Annotated in this window: 14 protein-coding genes and 2 pseudogenes; 14 read left to right on the forward strand and 2 right to left on the reverse strand. The window is 65.5% G+C overall.

Annotated elements, in window-relative coordinates:
- Window positions 1-72 precede the first annotated feature (72 nt).
- Together ACM62G_RS20385 and ACM62G_RS20390 are read left to right on the forward strand one after the other, a co-directional pair.
- Window positions 73-1005 carry an ABC transporter ATP-binding protein gene (locus tag ACM62G_RS20385; RefSeq protein WP_054061437.1) on the forward strand — a complete coding sequence of 311 codons (933 nt, stop codon included), beginning with the start codon at window positions 73-75 and terminating at the stop codon, window positions 1003-1005.
- Window positions 1002-1781, forward strand: coding sequence for an ABC transporter permease (locus ACM62G_RS20390; protein ID WP_419735413.1), 780 nt, complete (start codon window positions 1002-1004; stop codon window positions 1779-1781). Before ACM62G_RS20385 ends, ACM62G_RS20390 begins: the two co-directional genes overlap by 4 nt.
- Window positions 1782-1921: 140 nt before the next feature.
- Here ACM62G_RS20390 and ACM62G_RS20395 read toward each other — a convergent pair whose 3' ends face one another.
- Window positions 1922-2443: a DUF2062 domain-containing protein gene (locus ACM62G_RS20395; protein WP_054061435.1), complete on the reverse strand. Its 522-nt coding sequence runs from the start codon at window positions 2441-2443 to the stop codon at window positions 1922-1924.
- A gap of 136 nt (window positions 2444-2579) precedes the next feature.
- Here ACM62G_RS20395 and ACM62G_RS20400 point away from each other — a divergent pair, with 136 nt between their 5' ends.
- The 12 genes and pseudogenes from ACM62G_RS20400 to ACM62G_RS20455 all read left to right on the forward strand — a co-directional run bounded on the left by ACM62G_RS20400 (window position 2580) and on the right by ACM62G_RS20455 (window position 14093).
- A complete protein-coding gene (locus tag ACM62G_RS20400) occupies window positions 2580-4793 on the forward strand; it encodes a DNA internalization-related competence protein ComEC/Rec2 (RefSeq protein WP_419735414.1) in 2214 nt (737 codons plus the stop codon).
- Window positions 4794-4954: 161 nt separating this feature from the next.
- Entirely contained in the window at window positions 4955-5590 is a 636-nt protein-coding gene (locus tag ACM62G_RS20405) for a MotA/TolQ/ExbB proton channel family protein (RefSeq protein ID WP_054061405.1), read from the forward strand.
- Window positions 5587-6015 (forward strand): ExbD/TolR family protein, encoded by a 429-nt coding sequence (locus tag ACM62G_RS20410; RefSeq protein ID WP_054061406.1) that lies wholly within the window; start codon window positions 5587-5589, stop codon window positions 6013-6015. Before ACM62G_RS20405 ends, ACM62G_RS20410 begins: the two co-directional genes overlap by 4 nt.
- Window positions 6015-7025, forward strand: a complete 1011-nt coding sequence (gene lpxK, locus ACM62G_RS20415; RefSeq protein WP_273825748.1) for a tetraacyldisaccharide 4'-kinase — start codon at window positions 6015-6017, stop codon at window positions 7023-7025. Before ACM62G_RS20410 ends, lpxK begins: the two co-directional genes overlap by 1 nt.
- A 26-nt stretch (window positions 7026-7051) precedes the next feature.
- A complete protein-coding gene (locus ACM62G_RS20420) occupies window positions 7052-7237 on the forward strand; it encodes a Trm112 family protein (protein WP_017905777.1) in 186 nt (61 codons plus the stop codon).
- Window positions 7234-7998: a 3-deoxy-manno-octulosonate cytidylyltransferase gene (kdsB, locus tag ACM62G_RS20425; RefSeq protein WP_419735415.1), complete on the forward strand. Its 765-nt coding sequence runs from the start codon at window positions 7234-7236 to the stop codon at window positions 7996-7998. The genes ACM62G_RS20420 and kdsB overlap by 4 nt, the downstream gene beginning before the upstream one ends.
- Window positions 7998-8462 (forward strand): low molecular weight protein-tyrosine-phosphatase, encoded by a 465-nt coding sequence (locus ACM62G_RS20430; RefSeq protein WP_419735416.1) that lies wholly within the window; start codon window positions 7998-8000, stop codon window positions 8460-8462. The genes kdsB and ACM62G_RS20430 overlap by 1 nt, the downstream gene beginning before the upstream one ends.
- Window positions 8459-9478 carry a UDP-N-acetylmuramate dehydrogenase gene (gene murB, locus ACM62G_RS20435; protein WP_419735417.1) on the forward strand — a complete coding sequence of 340 codons (1020 nt, stop codon included), beginning with the start codon at window positions 8459-8461 and terminating at the stop codon, window positions 9476-9478. Before ACM62G_RS20430 ends, murB begins: the two co-directional genes overlap by 4 nt.
- Window positions 9479-9729: 251 nt before the next feature.
- Window positions 9730-10200, forward strand: coding sequence for a (2Fe-2S)-binding protein (locus ACM62G_RS20440; RefSeq protein ID WP_054061193.1), 471 nt, complete (start codon window positions 9730-9732; stop codon window positions 10198-10200).
- Window positions 10197-12513 (forward strand): annotated as a pseudogene (locus tag ACM62G_RS20445) (molybdopterin cofactor-binding domain-containing protein). Before ACM62G_RS20440 ends, ACM62G_RS20445 begins: the two are co-directional and overlap by 4 nt.
- Complete coding sequence (locus ACM62G_RS20450) at window positions 12513-13499, forward strand: XdhC family protein (RefSeq protein WP_419735418.1); 987 nt, start codon at window positions 12513-12515, stop codon at window positions 13497-13499. The pseudogene ACM62G_RS20445 and the gene ACM62G_RS20450 overlap by 1 nt, the downstream one beginning before the upstream one ends.
- Window positions 13492-14093, forward strand: a pseudogene (locus ACM62G_RS20455) (nucleotidyltransferase family protein). Before ACM62G_RS20450 ends, ACM62G_RS20455 begins: the two are co-directional and overlap by 8 nt.
- Window positions 14094-14150: 57 nt before the next feature.
- Here the strand turns inward: ACM62G_RS20455 and rne are convergent.
- Window positions 14151-17465 carry a ribonuclease E gene (rne, locus tag ACM62G_RS20460; protein ID WP_419735419.1) on the reverse strand — a complete coding sequence of 1105 codons (3315 nt, stop codon included), beginning with the start codon at window positions 17463-17465 and terminating at the stop codon, window positions 14151-14153.
- Window positions 17466-17935: the final 470 nt, after the last annotated feature.

Genomic DNA, 17935 nt, shown 5'->3' on the forward strand with positions numbered 1-17935 from the left:
GAAGGCCGGCCATGCGGTTGGTTTTCGCGCAGTTTCCCGACTTTTTCCTTCCTTCTTGGTGCATCGTCCACTATGAGTTCCGCTCTGTCCATCCGGCAGCTAACCAAAACCTACGGCAACGGTTTCCAGGCCCTGAGTGGTATCGATCTGGACGTCGCCGAAGGTGACTTCTTCGCCTTGCTCGGCCCCAACGGTGCCGGCAAATCCACCACCATCGGCATTCTCTCGACCCTGGTGAACAAGACCAGCGGCACGGTGAATGTCTTCGGCCACGACCTGGACCGGCAACCCGCCGCACTCAAGCGCAGCATTGGCGTGGTGCCGCAGGAGTTCAACTTCAACCAGTTCGAGAAGACCTTCGACATCGTCGTGACCCAGGCCGGCTACTACGGCATCCCGGCCAAGGTCGCCAAGGAGCGCGCCGAGCAGTACCTGACCCAGTTGGGCCTGTGGGACAAGCGCGACGTGCCGTCCCGTTCGCTGTCCGGCGGCATGAAGCGCCGGCTGATGATCGCCCGGGCACTGGTGCACGAGCCGCGCCTGCTGATCCTCGACGAGCCGACCGCCGGGGTCGACATCGAGTTGCGTCGTTCGATGTGGACCTTTCTCACCGAGCTGAACGAGAAGGGCATCACCATCATCCTCACCACCCATTACCTGGAAGAGGCCGAACAGCTGTGCCGCAACATCGGCATCATCGATCACGGCACCATCGTCCAGAACACCAGCATGCGCCAGTTGCTCAGCCAGTTGCATGTCGAGACCTTCCTGCTCGACCTCAAGCATGCACAAACCGTTGCACCTAGCCTGATCGGCTACCCGAGCAAGCTGCTCGACAGCCATACCCTGGAAGTGCAGGTGGACAAATCCGTGGGCATCACCGAACTGTTCGGCCAACTGGCCACGCAGCAGATCGAGGTCCTCAGCCTGCGTAACAAAACCAATCGCCTTGAGGAACTGTTTGTGTCACTGGTAGAAAAGAATCTGTCGAAGGTGGCGGTATGAGTTCGGAGCTGCAGGCCAACCTGGTCGCCCTCAACACCATCGTCTACCGGGAAGTGCGGCGCTTCATGCGGATCTGGCCGCAGACCCTGCTGCCGCCGGCCATCACCATGGTCCTGTACTTCGTGATCTTCGGGAACCTGATCGGCCGGCAGATCGGCGACATGGGTGGCTTTACCTACATGGAGTACATCGTGCCGGGGCTGATCATGATGTCGGTGATCACCAACTCCTACGGGAACGTGGTCTCGAGCTTCTTCGGCAGCAAGTTCCAGCGTTCGATCGAGGAACTGATGGTGTCGCCGGTTTCGCCGCACACCATCCTCATCGGCTACACCCTGGGCGGTGTGCTGCGCGGTCTGATGGTGGGGATCATCGTGACCCTGCTGTCGCTGTTCTTCACCCACCTGCAGGTCCATCACCTGGGCGTGACCCTGCTGGTGGTGGTGCTGACGGCGACGATCTTCTCGCTGCTGGGGTTCATCAACGCGGTGTTCGCGCGCAACTTCGACGACATCTCGATCATCCCGACCTTCGTGCTGACGCCACTGACCTACCTGGGCGGGGTGTTCTACTCCATCAGCCTGCTGCCGCCGTTCTGGCAGACCGTATCGCTGGCCAACCCGGTGCTGCATATGGTCAACGCCTTCCGCTATGGCATTTTGGGGGTATCGGACATCCGTATCAGCGTGGCCATCGCCTTCATGCTGCTGGCGACCGTGGTGCTGTATTTCGGTTGCGCGCGGCTGCTGGTCAGCGGGCGCGGCATGCGCCAGTAGGCCCAAGCGACCCTGGCATGCCTGGCGGGCCGATTTCTTTGGTACAGCGCAACCTTGTAGGAGCGTGGCTTGCCCGCGAAGCTCTTGGCGTTCTCAAGGAACTCTTCGCGGGCAAGCCACGCTCCTACAGGGGGCGGTATTCATTTGGGGCGGCGCTGTTCCCGGCGCCGCTGCCACTGCCGGGCCACCCACCAGCGCCAATAACCCATGGTCAGGCAGTAACCGAGGGCCGCCATCACCAATCCCAACAGCACCGAACCCAGCAGAAAGGGTTGCCACAGCGTCGACAGCTGGTCGCTGATCCACGCCCAGGTCAGTTCGTCCGGCAGGCTGCGTGGCGGCAGGTTCATCACCCAGCTTCCCAGCTTGTAGGTGCAATAGAAGATCGGCGGCATGGTCAGCGGGTTGGTCAGCCACACCAGGCTGACGGCGATCGGCAGGTTGCCGCGCAGAAAAATCGCCAGGCACGCCGCCAGCAGCATCTGCAACGGGATGGGTATCAGTGCGGCGAACAGGCCGACCGCCATGGCCCGTGACACCGAGTGGCGATTGAGGTGCCAGAGGTTCGGATCGTGGAGCAGCCGGCCGAAAAATCGTAAGTGCTTGTGTTCGCGGATGCTCTGCGGGTCGGGCATGTAGCGTTTGAATAGGCGACGCGGCATAGGGCTTCTCGGTCGGTTCAAGCGGGCAGTATGCCCGGATTCTACTGACGACCCATTCAGACATTGTGACAATTGATAAAGCAGCTGCCGGCCAATCGGGCTATTCCGAGAACTGAACGGGTTCATGGAGTGAGAGATGCGCACAGGGATGTTGGCGCTGGCGGCGGGCCTGTTGAGCCTGCGTTTTCTGCCGCAGTTGCCGCCGCTCGGGTGGCTGCCGGTGTTGTCGCTGCTCGGCCTGATGCTGTTGCCGTTTCGCAGCTATCCGGTCGCGCTGGTGCTGTTCGGTTTCAGTTGGGCCTGCCTGCAGGCTCACCTGGCCTTGAGTGACCGCCTGGCAGCGGAGCTGGACGGCCAGACACTGTGGCTGGAAGGGCAGGTGGTGGGACTGCCGGAAAACGATGGAGCGGTGCAACGCTTCGTGCTGGAAGACGCGAGCTCCCGGCGCACGCTGCTGCCGCGGCGCATGCGCCTGGCCTGGTACGGCGGGCCCGCGGTCGGCAGTGGCGAGCGCTGGCGGCTGGCGGTCAAGCTCAAGTCGCCGAGCGGGCTGCTCAATCCCCATGGCTTCGACCGTGAGGCCTGGTTGCTGGCCCAGCGGATCGGCGCCACCGGTACCATCAAGGACGGCCAGCGACTGGCCGCATCGCCAGGGTCCTGGCGCGACGGGATTCGTCAGCGCCTGCTGGCGGTCGATGCCTGGGGCCAGTCGGCGACCCTGGTGGCGCTGGTGCTGGGCGATGGTTCGGGTTTGTCGCCTGACACCTGGCGCGTCCTGCAGGACACCGGCACCGTGCACCTGCTGGTGATTTCCGGGCAGCATATCGGGCTGTTCGCCGCACTGGTCTATGCCCTGGTGGCGGGGCTGGCGCGTTATGGCCTGTGGCCGCGGCACCTGCCCTGGCTACCCTGGGCCTGCGGCCTGGCCTTTGCCGCGGCGCTGGGCTACGGATTGCTGGCCGGCTTTGGCGTCCCGGTGCGCCGGGCCTGCGCGATGATCGGCATGGTGCTGCTCTGGCGCCTGCGCTACCGCCATCTGGGGGTGTCGTGGCCGTTGCTGGTGGCGCTGAACCTGGTCCTGCTGGTCGAGCCCCTGGCCAGCCTGCGGCCGGGTTTCTGGCTGTCGTTCGCCGCAGTGGCGGTGCTGGTCTTCTGTTTCGCCGGCCGGCTGGGGGCCTGGAGCCTCTGGCAAACCTGGACCCGCGCGCAATGGACCATCGCCCTCGGCCTGCTGCCGTGGCTGCTGGCGCTCGGCCTGCCCATCAGCCTCAGCGGCCCGTGGGTCAACCTGGTCGCGGTGCCCTGGATCAGCCTTGCGGTACTGCCGCTGGCCTTGCTCGGGACCCTGACCTTGACGCTGCCCTGGATCGGTGAGGCGCTGTTGTGGCTGGCCGGCGGCCTGCTGGAAATCCTGTTCCAGGGGTTGGCCCAGGTGGCGACACGGGTACCGGCCTGGCTACCCGGAACCCTTGCACCCTGGGCCTGGGGCCTGGGCAGCCTGGGTGTTCTGCTGTTGTTGCTGCCCGCGGGCGTGCCGCTACGGCCGCTGGGCTGGCCGCTGGTGGCCATGGTGTTGTGCTCGCCGCCGTCCAGGGTGCCGCAAGGGCAGGCCGAAATCTGGCAACTGGACGTCGGGCAAGGCCTGGCGATCCTGGTCCGTACCCGCCATCACAACCTGCTGTATGACGCGGGGCCGCGCTTCGGCGCGTTCGACCTGGGCCAGCGGGTGGTCCTGCCAACGCTGCGCAAGCTGGGGGTACGCGAGCTTGACCTGATGCTGATCAGTCACGCCGATGCCGACCATGCCGGTGGTGCCCTGGCGGTCCGCAACGGTATGCCGGTGAACCAGGTGATCAGTGGTGATGCCCCGGGATTGCCGGCACCCCTGCATGCCGGTACCTGCCCCAGTGGCGAGCGCTGGCAATGGGACGGAGTGAGTTTCGGGCTCTGGCAATGGGCCGCGGCGCAGGACAGCAACCAGCGTTCCTGCGTGCTGCAGATCGAGGCCCGGGGGGAGCGGCTGCTGCTGACCGGAGACATCGACACCCACGCCGAGCAGGCCTTGCTGGACAGTCCGCTGGCGGTCGCCACCGACTGGCTGCAGGCCCCTCATCATGGCAGCCGCAGTTCCTCGTCGATGAACTTTCTCCAGCGACTGGCGCCGAGGGCCGTGCTGATTTCCCGGGGTCGTGGAAACAGCTTCGGCCATCCGCATCCGCAGGTGATGGCTCGTTACCGGGCATTGGGGATGGCCGTACATGACAGTGCCGAGCAGGGTGCGGTGCGCCTGGTGCTGGGGGCTTTTGGCGATGCGCAGTCGCAGCGCGAGGACAAGAGATTCTGGCGTTGATCCGATAGAGGGCTGAGCACTCCAGTCCCCTTGTGGGGGGCCGGTGCAGCGTGATTCAAATAGCCCAGGGTTATTAAACCGCTCCCTGATGCGACATCACGTTCTTCGGCCCGGCCGACCCCTATGTTAGAGTGGCGCACTTTTTCGAGGGGGCTGTCACTGTGTGGGAATTGGTCAAATCCGGCGGCTGGATGATGTTGCCGATCATTCTGAGTTCCATCGCCGCCGTGGGTATCGTCGCCGAGCGCCTGTGGACCCTGCGCGCCAGCCGGGTGACCCCGGAGCATCTGCTGGGGCAGGTCTGGGTGTGGATCCGTGACAAGCAGCTGGACAAGGAAAAACTCAAGCAACTGCGCGCCGACTCGCCCCTGGGTGAAATCCTCGCCGCGGGCCTGGCGAACTCCAAGCACGGTCGCGAGATCATGAAGGAGTGCATCGAAGAGGCCGCCGCCCGGGTGATCCATGAACTGGAGCGCTACATCAACGCCCTCGGCACCATCGCCGCCATGTCGCCGCTGCTCGGCCTGCTCGGTACGGTGCTGGGCATGATCGATATCTTCAGCTCGTTCATGGGCTCGGGCATGACCACCAATGCGGCCGTCCTCGCCGGCGGTATCTCCAAGGCGCTGATCACCACCGCATCAGGCCTGATCGTCGGTATTCCCGCGGTGTTCTTCCACCGCTTCCTGCAACGCCGCATCGATGAGCTGGTGGTGGGCATGGAGCAGCAGGCGATCAAGCTGGTCGAAGTGGTCCAGGGCGACCGCGATGTGGAAATGCCCGGGGGCAAAGCGTGAAGTTCCGCCGCAAGCCCCGGGAAACCATCGATATCAACCTCGCCTCGCTGATCGACGTGGTGTTCGTCCTGCTGCTGTTTTTCGTGGTCACCACCACCTTCACCCGCGAAACCCAACTGCGGGTCGACCTGCCGCAGGCGGTCAGCGGTTCGCCGGCGGAGGATCAACTGGTCAAGCAACTGGACATCGCCATCAGCGCTGATGGCGTATTCTCGGTGAACAACCAGATACTGCCGAAGAATGACCTGTCGACCCTGATGGAAGCGTTGCAGAAGGAGTCCAACGGTGACACCAACATGCCGCTGTCGATCAGTGCCGACGGCAAGACCCAGCACCAGGCCGTGATCACCGCGATGGACGCCGCCGGCAAGCTCGGCTTCAGTCACTTGCGCATGACCACCGTCGAGGCGGCGCCGGCGCCCTGATGGCTCTCTCGGACCGTTTGTTGCGCGCCTGGTACGAGGGCCATCCGGCCCTGACCCTGCTGCGCCCGCTGGAGTGGCTGTATCGTCGCGTGGTCGATGGCAGGCGCGCCCGCTTCGTTGCCGGCGCAGGCGACATCTACCAACCTGCGGTGCCGTTGATCGTGGTCGGCAACATCACGGTCGGCGGTACGGGCAAGACCCCGATGATTCTCTGGCTGGTCGAGCATTGCCGGCGTCGCGGCCTGCGCGTGGGCGTGGTCAGCCGTGGTTACGGCGCCAGGCCGCCGAGCCTGCCATGGCGGGTACGTGCCGAGCAGTCCGCGGCGGTAGCCGGCGACGAGCCGCTGCTGATCGTCCGGCGCAACGATGTGCCGCTGATGATCGATCCGGATCGCAGCCGCGCGGTGCAGGCCCTGCTGGCCGAGGAACAGCTCGACCTGATCCTCTCCGACGACGGCCTGCAGCATTACCGCCTGGCCCGCGACCTGGAACTGGTGCTGATCGACGCCGCCCGTGGCCTGGGCAATCGCCGCTGTCTGCCCGCCGGCCCCCTGCGCGAGCCGCTGGAGCGCCTGCAGAGTGTCGACGCGCTGATGTACAACGGCGCCGACGCCGATCGCGGCGACGGTTTCGCCTTCCGCCTGCAGCCGACCGCTCTGGTCAATCTGCTGAGCGGCGAACGCCAGCCGCTCGACCACTTTCCCGTCGGCCAGGCGTTGCACGCGGTGGCCGGCATCGGTAATCCGCAACGTTTCTTCAATACCCTCGAAACGCTACACTGGCAGCCTGTGCCCCACGCCTTTGCCGATCATGCCGAATACAGCGCGCAGGCCCTGAGTTTCACGCCGTCGCTGCCGTTGGTCATGACCGAAAAGGACGCGGTGAAATGCCGGGCGTTCGCGGCCGCCGACTGGTGGTACCTGGCGGTCGACGCGGTGCCTTCCGAAGCGTTCGTGGCCTGGTTCGACACGCAATTGCTGCGCCTGCTGCCCGATCGTCTTTTGCCCTAAACCCCTTTTTATCCAGGGAACTCCTCATGGACACCAAACTGCTCGATATCCTCGCTTGCCCGATCTGCAAGGGGCCGCTCAAGCTCAGCGCCGACAAGACCGAGCTGATCAGCAAGGGCGCCGGCCTGGCGTTCCCGATTCGCGACGGCATCCCGGTGATGCTCGAGAGCGAGGCGCGCACCCTGAGCGCCGATGAGCGTCTGGACAAATGAGCACTCCGTTCATCGTCGTGATTCCGGCGCGGTATTCCTCCACGCGCCTGCCGGCCAAGCCTCTGCAACTGATCGCCGGCAAGCCGATGATCCGGCACACCTGGGAACAGGCGCGCAAAAGCAGCGCCCAGCGGGTGGTGGTGGCCACCGACGACCCACGGATCGTCGAAGCCTGCCAGGCCTTCGGCGCCGAAGTGCTGTTGACCCGCGAAGACCATGAGTCCGGCACCGATCGCCTGGCCGAAGTCGCCAGCCTGCTGGGGCTGGAACCGGAGGCGATCGTGGTCAACGTCCAGGGTGACGAGCCGTTGATCCCGCCGGTGGTGATCGACCAGGTCGCGGCCAACCTGGCGGCGCACACCGAAGCGCGCATGGCCACCCTGGCCGAGCCGATCGAAGAGGTCGAGGCGCTGTTCAACCCGAACGTAGTCAAGGTGGTCAGCGACATCAACGGCCTGGCCCTGACCTTCAGCCGGGCCACCTTGCCCTGGGCCCGCGACGATTTTGCCGAGAATCGTGAACACCTGCCGCAAGGCGTGCCGTTCCGTCGGCATATCGGCATTTATGCCTACCGTGCCGGCTTCCTGCATGACTTCGTCGGCTGGGGCCCGTGCTGGCTGGAAACCACCGAGCGCCTGGAGCAGTTGCGGGCCCTGTGGCACGGCGTGCGAATCCATGTGGCCGACGCCCTGGAGGCACCGCCCACCGGCGTCGATACACCACAAGACCTCGAACGCGTTCGTCGTTTGCTGGAGGCCTGATGCGGGTCCTGTTTGTCTGCCTGGGCAACATCTGTCGTTCGCCCACGGCCGAAGGCGTCTTGCGCCACAAGTTGCGCGCGGCCGGTCTCGCCGAACTGATCGAGGTCGATTCCGCCGGTACCGGCCACTGGCATGTCGGCAAGGCGCCGGACAGCCGCAGCCAGCGGGCGGCGCGGCTGCGCGGCTACGACCTGTCGGCGCAGCGCGCCCGCCAGGTGAGCAGCGCGGATTTCAACCGCTTCGACCTGATCCTCGCCATGGACCAGAGCAACCTGCGCCACCTCAAGCAGCTGCAGCCGGCCCAGGGCAAGGCCGAGCTGGACCTGTTCCTGCGTCGTTACGACGGTGCGGTGGACGAGGTCCCGGATCCGTACTACGACGAGGAACACGGCTTCGAACAGGTACTGGACCTGATCGAGCAGGCCAGCGATCGCCTGGTCGACGAACTCCGGGGGCGTCTATGAGCCTGCAACCGCAAGCCGGTGTTTCCCTCAAGCCCTACAACAGCTTTGGCGTCGATGTCCGTGCCCAGTGGTTCGCCGAGGCCCACGGTGATGACGACGTGCGCGAGGCCCTGGCTTTCGCGGCGCAGCGGCAATTGCCCCTGCTGGTGATCGGCGGTGGCAGCAACCTGCTGCTGACCGGCGATATCCAGGCGCTGGTGTTGCGCATGGGCAGTCGCGGCATTCGCCTGCTCAGCGATGACGGCCAGCGTGTGATCGTCGAGGCCGAGGCCGGCGAACCCTGGCATCCGTTCGTGCTGGCTACCCTGGCCCAAGGCTGGTATGGCCTGGAGAACCTCAGCCTGATCCCCGGCACCGTCGGCGCCGCGCCGATGCAGAACATCGGCGCCTATGGCGTCGAGATCAAGGATGTGTTCGCTGGCCTCACCGCCCTCGACCGGCAGACCGGCGAATTGCGCGAGTTTTCCCTGCAAGAGTGCCAGTTCGGCTACCGCGACAGTCTGTTCAAGCACGCCGAGGGGCGCTGGCTGATCCTGCGGGTGCGCTTTGCCCTGAGCCGGGTCGAGCAGTTGCACCTGGGCTACGGTCCGGTGGCCGAGCGCCTGAAAGAGCAGGGTGTCAGTCAGCCGGGGGCGCTTGATGTCAGTCGGGCGATCTGCAGCATTCGCAGCGAGAAACTGCCGGACCCGGCGGTACTCGGCAATGCCGGGAGCTTCTTCAAGAACCCGCTGGTCTCGGCCGCTCACGCCGCCGAGCTGAAGCAGGCTCACCCCGCGCTGGTCGGTTATCCACAGGCCGACGGGCAGGTGAAACTGGCGGCCGGCTGGTTGATCGAGGCGGCCGGCTGGAAGGGCTTCCGCGATGGCGACGCCGGTGTGCATCGCCTTCAGTCGCTGGTGCTGGTCAATCACGGCGCGGCGACGGGGGAGCAACTGCTGGCCCTGGCCCGGCGGATCCAGGCCGATATCGCCGAGCGTTTTGCGGTTGAGCTGGAAATGGAACCGAACCTCTACTGAATGAGGCTATGCTGATCGTTGGTCAGCCGGAGCGCTTTCTCTCAAAGCCCTGTGCAGTCGGACTGCATGGGGCTTTTTTGCATGGAATGGCTTTCCCCGGGCTGGTCAAAACGGTAAAAAAGCCTCAACGAACGGCCCGGTGAAGCACCCGCTTCACAAGAGAGCCGATTAGCCTGAGTCGATCTGCTGCCGTCCGTGCGGCCCCTTGCAGATGGCTCGACCCCATGACCTTCAACGATGCGGGCGTGCCCATGATTACCCTGAAACTCAATGGTCAAGACCATCCCCTGGACGTCACCGAGGATATGCCGCTGCTCTGGGCTATTCGCGACGTGGCGGGTTATACCGGGACCAAATTCGGCTGCGGCATGGGCCTGTGTGGTGCCTGTACCGTGCATATCGACGGCCTGGCGGCCCGTTCCTGCGTCACGCCGATCGGCTCGGTGGTGGGCCGCGACGTGCGCACCATCGACAACCTGCACAGCGATCCGGTCGGCCAGGCGGTACAACAGGCCTGGCTCGACGGTGGCGTGGCGCAGTGCGGGTTCTGCCAGGGCGGACAGATCATGTCGGCCACTGCCCTGCTCAAGGTGAACCCCAAGCCCAGCGACGAGCAGATCGAGGAAGCCATGCTTGGCAATATCTGCCGCTGCGGCACCTACAACCGTATCAAGACGGCCATCCAGGCCGCGTCCGCCCATTTGCAGGAGGCCAAGGCATGAGCCGGTCCCTGAACGATTTCGCCCTGAGCAACCTCAGCCGGCGCGGCTTTCTCAAGGGGTCGGCGCCACTGGCGCGCTGGTGCTGGCGGCCACCTGGGGCCTGCCCGATGCCTTTGCCGAAGGCGAGAAGAAGTACGGCGCCGACGGCATGCCCAATGGCTGGGTCGACGATCCCAAGGTTTATGTCAGCATCGGCGCCGATGGCAGTGTGACGGTGGTCTGCAACCGTTCGGAGATGGGCCAGGGCGTGCGTACCAGCCTGAGCATGGTGGTGGCTGACGAACTGGAGGCCGACTGGGCGCAGGTCAAGGTCCGCCAGGCGCCGGGAGACGAAGTGCGTTTCGGCAACCAGGACACCGATGGCTCGCGCAGCATGCGTCACTGGTACGAACCCATGCGCCGCTGTGGTGCTGCCGCACGGACCATGCTGGAACAGGCTGCCGCGCAGCAATGGAACGTGCCGGTCGGCGAGTGCCGGGCGCAGTTGCACAAGGTTATCCACAGCCCGAGCGGGCGCGAGCTGGGCTATGGAGCCCTGGCCGCCGCTGCCGGCGCCCTGGCGGTGCCGCCGCGGGACAGCCTGCGGCTCAAGCAGCCCGCGGAGTTCCGCTATATCGGCAAGGAATCGACGCGGGCCATCGACGGTGCGGATATCGTCAACGGCCGTGCCCTTTACGGGGCCGATATCCATTTCGAGAAGATGGTCTATGCCACCGTGGCGCGTCCGCGGGTGTATGGCGGCAAGCTCAAGTCGTTCGATGCGGCGGCGGCGCTGAAGGTGCCGGGGGTGCTCAAGGTGCTGGAGATCGAATCTCGCCCGTTGCCGTCCGAATTCCAGCCGCTGGGTGGCGTGGCGGTGATCGCCAGCAACACCTGGGCCGCGATCAAGGGGCGCGAGGCGCTGAACATCGTCTGGGACGATGGCGACAATGCCCGCTACGATTCGGTTGCCTATCGCCAGGAACTGGAAGCCGCGTCACGCCAGCCGGGCAAGGTGGTGCGCAATACCGGCAATGTCGATGAGGCGCTCAAGGGGGCCGCGAGCCAGTTCGAGGCCGGCTACTACCTGCCGCACCTGGCGCAGGCGCCGATGGAGCCGATGGTCGCCATCGCCCGTTTCAACGACGGGCAATGCGAGGCCTGGGCGCCGACCCAGGCCCCCCAGGTCACCCGCGAGCGGATTGCCGAGCGGCTGGGCATCGGTTTCGACCAGGTCACCGTCCATGTCAGCCTGCTCGGTGGTGGCTTCGGGCGCAAGTCCAAGCCGGACTACGTCATCGAGGCGGCGATCCTGGCCAAGGCGATGCCGGGTACGGCGGTGCGGGTGCAATGGACCCGCGAGGACGACATCCACCACTCCTATTTCCACACCGTGTCGGCGGAATACCTGCAGGCCAGCCTGAACCAGGACGGTACGCCATCCGGCTGGCTGCACCGCACCGTGGCCCCGAGCATCACCGCGCTGTTCGCGCCGAACATGAACAACGAGGCGGCGTTCGAACTGGGCATGGGTTTCACCAACATGGCCTATGACATTCCCAACGTGCGCCTGGAGAACCCCGAGGCGAAAGTCCACACCCGGGTCGGCTGGTACCGCTCGGTGTCGAACATTCCCCATGGTTTCGCCATCCAGAGCTTCGTCGACGAGCTGGCGCACAAGGCCGGCCAGGATCCGCTGGCCTATCAGCTCAAGCTGCTGGGACCCGACCGGCAGATCGATCCGCGCAGCCTGAGCGAACAGTGGAACTACGGTGAGTCGCCGGAGCGTTACCCGATCGATACCGGACGCCTGCGCACCGTGCTGGAAACCGCGGCCAAGGCGGCCGGCTGGGGGCGCAAGCTGCCCAAGGGACGTGGCCTGGGCCTGGCGGTGCACTACAGCTTCGTCACCTATGTGGCGGCGGTGATCGAGGTCGAGGTCAAGGACGATGGCACGCTGATCGTGCACAAGGCCGATATCGCCGTGGACTGCGGACCGCAGATCAACCCGGAACGGATCCGCTCGCAGTTCGAGGGCGCTTGCGTGATGGGCCTGGGCAACGCGGTGCTGGGCGAGATCAGCTTCAAGGAGGGCCAGGTCCAGCAGGACAACTTCCATATGTACGAAGTGGCGCGCATGTCCCTGGCCCCCGGGAAGTGGCGGTGCACCTGGTCACGCCGCCGGGCCAGGTGCCACTGGGGGGTGTCGGTGAACCTGGGGTGCCGCCGATCGCGCCGGCGCTGTGCAATGCGATCTTCGCTGCCACCGGTCAGCGTATCCGCAACCTGCCGGTGCGTTATCAGCTGCAAGGCTGGAACAAGGCGCAGGCCTGATGGACAGCGTCGATCTGAATGTCCTGCGCAGCGTCCTGCAGTGGCGCCGCGCCGGGCACCGGGTAATGCTGTACAGCGTGGTCCGGACCTGGGGCAGCGCGCCGCGCCAGCCCGGGGCGATGCTGGCCTTGCGCGGGGATGGTGTGGTGATCGGCTCGGTGTCGGGTGGTTGCATCGAGGATGACCTGATCGCCCGCCTGCACGATGGGCGCCTGCCCGCAGACGGGCCCCCGGTACAACTGGTGACCTATGGTGTCAGTCGCGAGGAGGCGGCGCGCTTCGGCCTGCCGTGTGGTGGCACCCTGCGTCTGACCGAGGAACGGGTCGGCGATGTCGCCTGGGTCGAGCAACTGCTGCGGCGTTGCGAGGCTCACGAGATCGTCGCGCGTGAACTGGATCTGGTCAGCGGCACGGTGACTCTGCATGAGGCCGGCCGGCAGGATCTGCTGAGCTTCGATGAGCGCACGCTGCGGGCCATCTACGGGCCGCGCTGGCGCCTGCTGCTGATCGGCGCCGGGCAGTTGTCGCGCTATGTGGCGCAGATGGCGCGGATGCTGGATTTCGAGGTACTGGTCTGCGATCCGCGCGAGGAGTTCGTTCACGGCTGGGAGGAACCGCACGGCCGTTTCGTACCGGGCATGCCCGATGAGGCGGTGCTGAATATCCAGGCCGACGAGCGCACGGCGATCGTCGCGCTGACCCATGACCCGCGGCTGGACGACATGGCCTTGCTGACGGCGCTCAATTCCAGGGCCTTCTACGTCGGTGCGCTGGGCTCGCGGGTCAACAACCGCAAGCGGCGGGACAATCTGGCGCTGCTGGGGCTGGGCAGCGAGGCGATCGCGCGGTTGCATGGGCCGATCGGCTTGCCTATCGGCAGTCACACGCCGGCGGAGATCGCCTTGTCGCTGTTGGCCGAGATCGTCGCGATCAAGAACGGCGTGGAGTCACGGCAGAAGAAAGCGGAGCTGGCATCGGGTGAATGAGTCGATTGCCGCGATCATCCTGGCGGCGGGGCAGGGCAGTCGGTTCCGGCAGGTGGCCGGGGCCGATCAGGACAAGTTGCTGGCCGCTTGCGAGGGGCGTGACGGGGTGGTGCGTCCGGTACTGGAACAGGTGCTGCGCAGCCTGCCTGACAGCCTGGGCGCGCGGGTGCTGGTGACCACGGCGGATCGGCCTGAAGTGATTCGCCTGGGCCAGGCCCACGGCTGCCGGGTGCTGTTGCCCGGGTCCACGGGCATGGGTGACAGCATTGCCACCGGGGTCGCCGCCAGTGCCGATGCCGACGGCTGGCTGATGGTGCTGGGGGATATGCCATTTATCCTGCCGGAGACCTTTGAACGGGTACTGGCGAGGATGGCAAGGGAGCGGATCTGCGTACCGACGCTGGCTGGCGGGTATGGGCATCCCGTGGGGTTCGGCCGCGATTTCGGGGGGCGTTACGGGCGTTGTCCGGTGATCGTGGAGCGAAGGCGCTGTTTGCCAGGGGGCCGGTCGAGCCGGTGCCGGTGGAGGACCGCGGGATCGTCTGGGATGTCGATTTGCCTGCGGCTCTGGTTTTCGAAGCGCACCACCCATGACCCATGAAAAAGCCCCGCCTGCATCACTGCAGGCGGGGCTTTTCATTGGCCATCGAATCAGGCGTGAGGCTTGTGCTCTTCGACTGTTTCCAGGGCTTTTGGCGCGTGCTCGATCACTTCTTCGGCAGGCTGCGAGTTTTCCTCGGTAGCCGCTTCGTTGTGAACGACAGGGGCCGCAGGGGCCTGTTCCGCCTCGACAACCACCGGCGCCGGTTCGGCAGCAACGGCAGCTTCCTCGGCAGGAGCCGCCGCGGCAGCAGCCAGTTCGGCAGCCTTGCGTGCTTCTTCCTCGCGCTTGCGACGGCGTACTTCACGTGGGTCGTTCGGTGCGCGGCCATTGCTGGTCAGGACCACCGCAGGAGCTTCCACCGCAACCGGAGCCGCTTCTTCAGCGACCACTGGTGTGGCTTCGACAACCGGAGCGGGCTCAGGCTGAGCGACGACCGCAGGTTCCACGGCAGCAGGCTCGGCAACCACCGGCGCTTCGACGGCGGCAGGTTCGGCAGCCCACTGGAAGGTGGCCTGGATTTCCTGAGCAGGTTCGGCAGCCTTCTCGACGACCGCTGCTTCAACTGCCGGTGCTTCAGCCGGGGCAGCCTCGACAGTCGGGGCTTCGGCGGCTGGAGCCTCGACCGCCGGCTCAGGCGCGACGAACACCGGCAGCTCGGCGGCAGCGGTTTCGACCGGTGCTTCAGCTACCGGCGCAGCTTCGCGAACCTCGGCGACTTCCACTTCCGGTGCGGCGATCACCTCAACCGGGGTGGTCGCTTCAACGGCAGGCGCTTCAGCGGTCGGGGTTTCCAGGGTGGCGGCGGTGGCACGTTCAGCCTGCTGGTGCGCTTCGGCTTCGGCGTTGGCGCTGATCGCGCTGCTGGCAACGGCGGCGGTCACGGCCAGGCCGGCAGCCAGTTCGGCGCCGCTGGCTTCGGCCTGCTGGCCTTCGCCGGCTTCTTCCGAGCCTTCGATCACGTTGCCGTTGGCATCGCGCTGACGTTCACGACGGTTGCTGCGACGACGCTGGCCACGGGAGCGACGACGTGGACGCTCGCCACCTTCGGCGTTGTCCTGGCCATCTTCCAGTTGCTCTTCGCCTTGCAGGACTTCTTCCTCGCTGGCCGCGGCAGCCTGTTCGGCGCGTGGCTGACGCTCTTCACGCGGTGGGCGTGGCTGGCGTTCCTCACGTGGCGCACGGGCTGGACGTTCCTCGGCGACTACCGCGGCAGCGGCAGTAGCGGCTACGGCACCGACGGCCGGGGTGGCATCCAGCGGCTCGCGCAGTTCGCGTACACGTTCTTCGCGCTCACCGCGTGGCTTGCGCTCTTCACGTGGGGCACGCGGCGCGCGTTCCTCGCGGGGTGGGCGCGGTGCACGTTCTTCGCGGGCGGCTGGCGCGTCGTCACGGGTTTCACGCAGTTCGCGCGGGGCGCGCTCCTCGCGTGGCGCACGTTCCTCACGTGGGGCGCGCTCTTCACGCGGCTCGCGTGGTGCCCGTTCTTCACGAGGTGCACGTTCTTCGCGCGGTTTGCGGTCTTCGTCGCGGCGGCCGTTGCGGTTGCGGCTCTGCTGACGGCCGTTGCGGCGCTCTTCGTTGCGCGCCGGGCGTTCGGCGACAGGCTTCTCGACCACCACCGGTGCGGCCGGTTCTTCCTTGCCGGCGAACAGGCTGACCAGCGACTTCACCAGGCCCTTGAACAGGCTTGGTTCAGGGGCTGGAGCCGGAGCAGGAGCGGCGGCAACCGGGGCGGCCACTTCGGTCGGCACCGGTGCATTGGCGCGGGCCGGGGCGGTCTTGACCGCAGCTTCCTGGCGAACCAGGGTGCGGGTCGCGGCCGCCGGCTGGGCTTCTTCCGCTTCGGCGGCGGCGGCAGCGATCTCGTAGCTGGACTGGTTGTTGGTGGCGTCCGGGTTGTCGTCACGCAGACGTTGCACTTCGAAGTGCGGCGTCTCCAGGTGATCGTTCGGCAGGATCACGATGCGGGCGCGGGTGCGCAGTTCGATCTTGGTGATCGAGTTGCGTTTTTCGTTGAGCAGGAATGCGGCAACCGGGATCGGCACCTGGGCGCGGACTTCGGCGGTGCGGTCCTTCAGGGCCTCTTCCTCGATCAGGCGCAGGATTGCCAGGGACAGCGACTCGACGTCACGGATGATGCCGGTGCCGCTGCAGCGTGGGCAAACGATGCCGCTGCTCTCGCCCAGGGATGGGCGCAGACGTTGACGGGACATTTCCAGCAGGCCGAAGCGCGAGATGCGGCCGACCTGAACGCGGGCACGGTCGGCTTCCAGGCATTCGCGGACCTTTTCTTCCACGGCGCGCTGGTTCTTGGCCGGGGTCATGTCGATGAAGTCGATCACGATCAGGCCGCCGATGTCGCGCAGACGCAGTTGGCGGGCGATTTCTTCAGCGGCTTCCAGGTTGGTCTGCAGCGCAGTCTCTTCGATGTCGCTGCCTTTGGTGGCGCGCGCCGAGTTGATGTCGATGGACACCAGGGCCTCGGTCGGGTCGATCACGATGGAACCGCCGGACGGCAGCTCGACGACGCGCTGGAAGGCGGTCTCGATCTGGCTTTCGATCTGGAAGCGGTTGAACAGCGGTACGCTGTCTTCGTACAGCTTGATCTTGCTGGCGTACTGCGGCATCACCTGGCGGATGAAGGTCAGGGCTTCGTCCTGGGCTTCGACGCTGTCGATCAGCACTTCGCCGATGTCCTGGCGCAGGTAGTCGCGGATCGCGCGGATGATTACGTTGCTTTCCTGGTAGATCAGGAAAGGTGCGGAACGATCCTGGGAGGCTTCCTTGATCGCGGTCCACAGTTGCAGCAGGTAGTCGAGGTCCCACTGCATTTCTTCGCTGCTGCGGCCCAGGCCGGCAGTGCGGACGATCAGGCCCATGTCGGCCGGGGCGACCAGGCCGTTCAGCGCCTCGCGCAGTTCGTTGCGTTCTTCGCCTTCGATGCGGCGGGAGATGCCGCCGGCACGCGGGTTGTTCGGCATCAGCACCAGGTAGCGACCGGCGAGGCTGATGAAGGTGGTCAGGGCGGCGCCCTTGTTGCCACGTTCTTCCTTCTCGACCTGGACGATGACTTCCTGGCCTTCGCTCAGGACTTCCTTGATGTTGACGCGGCCTTCGGGTGCCTTCTTGAAGTACTCGCGGGAGATTTCCTTGAGGGGCAGGAAGCCGTGGCGCTCGGAGCCGAAGTCGACGAAAGCGGCCTCGAGGCTGGGCTCGATACGGGTGATCCGGCCTTTGTAGATGTTGGCCTTCTTCTGTTCGCGCGCACCGGACTCGATATCCAGGTCGTAGAGGCGTTGGCCGTCTACCAGCGCAACACGCAACTCTTCGGGTTGAGTTGCGTTAATCAGCATTCTTTTCATGTAGTACCGTCGGTTTCCGGGCTGCCGGAAACGGCGTTCGGCACACACGACTTCTCACGGTCGGTGTCAGGTGCGTCATGGAGTGGCGGGCCATTCCAGTGTCTAGCGAGATTTCGACCTACTAGTACTAGTGGCGAAGTCGCGACCGACGCTTCCTGCTTGCTGTGGTGGCATAAGCCCCGCTTTAAGCAAAACTGAGTCAGGAGGAGGAATCAACCGCGGGTGTGGACGATATGAAGCGTCTTGAACAAGCCTAATGCTACACAGTCCGACGGTTGTGCATCTCCACCCTACACGTATCCCTGATAATTCGGGTGCTGCCGCGCGCAGAATCCGCAGCGGGTTGCATTTACCGTGAACGCCTAAGGGCAGTTCACGCATCATGGCTAATTAGGCGTTGTTTCCGACGCCTTCGCTGTCGGTGGGTCCTGCGACTGACTGCACTTTGTGAACTGTCCGTGAATATCGGC

Source organism: Pseudomonas sp. COR18 (assembly GCF_048568395.1).
Lineage (GTDB): Bacteria > Pseudomonadota > Gammaproteobacteria > Pseudomonadales > Pseudomonadaceae > Aquipseudomonas > Aquipseudomonas fuscovaginae_B.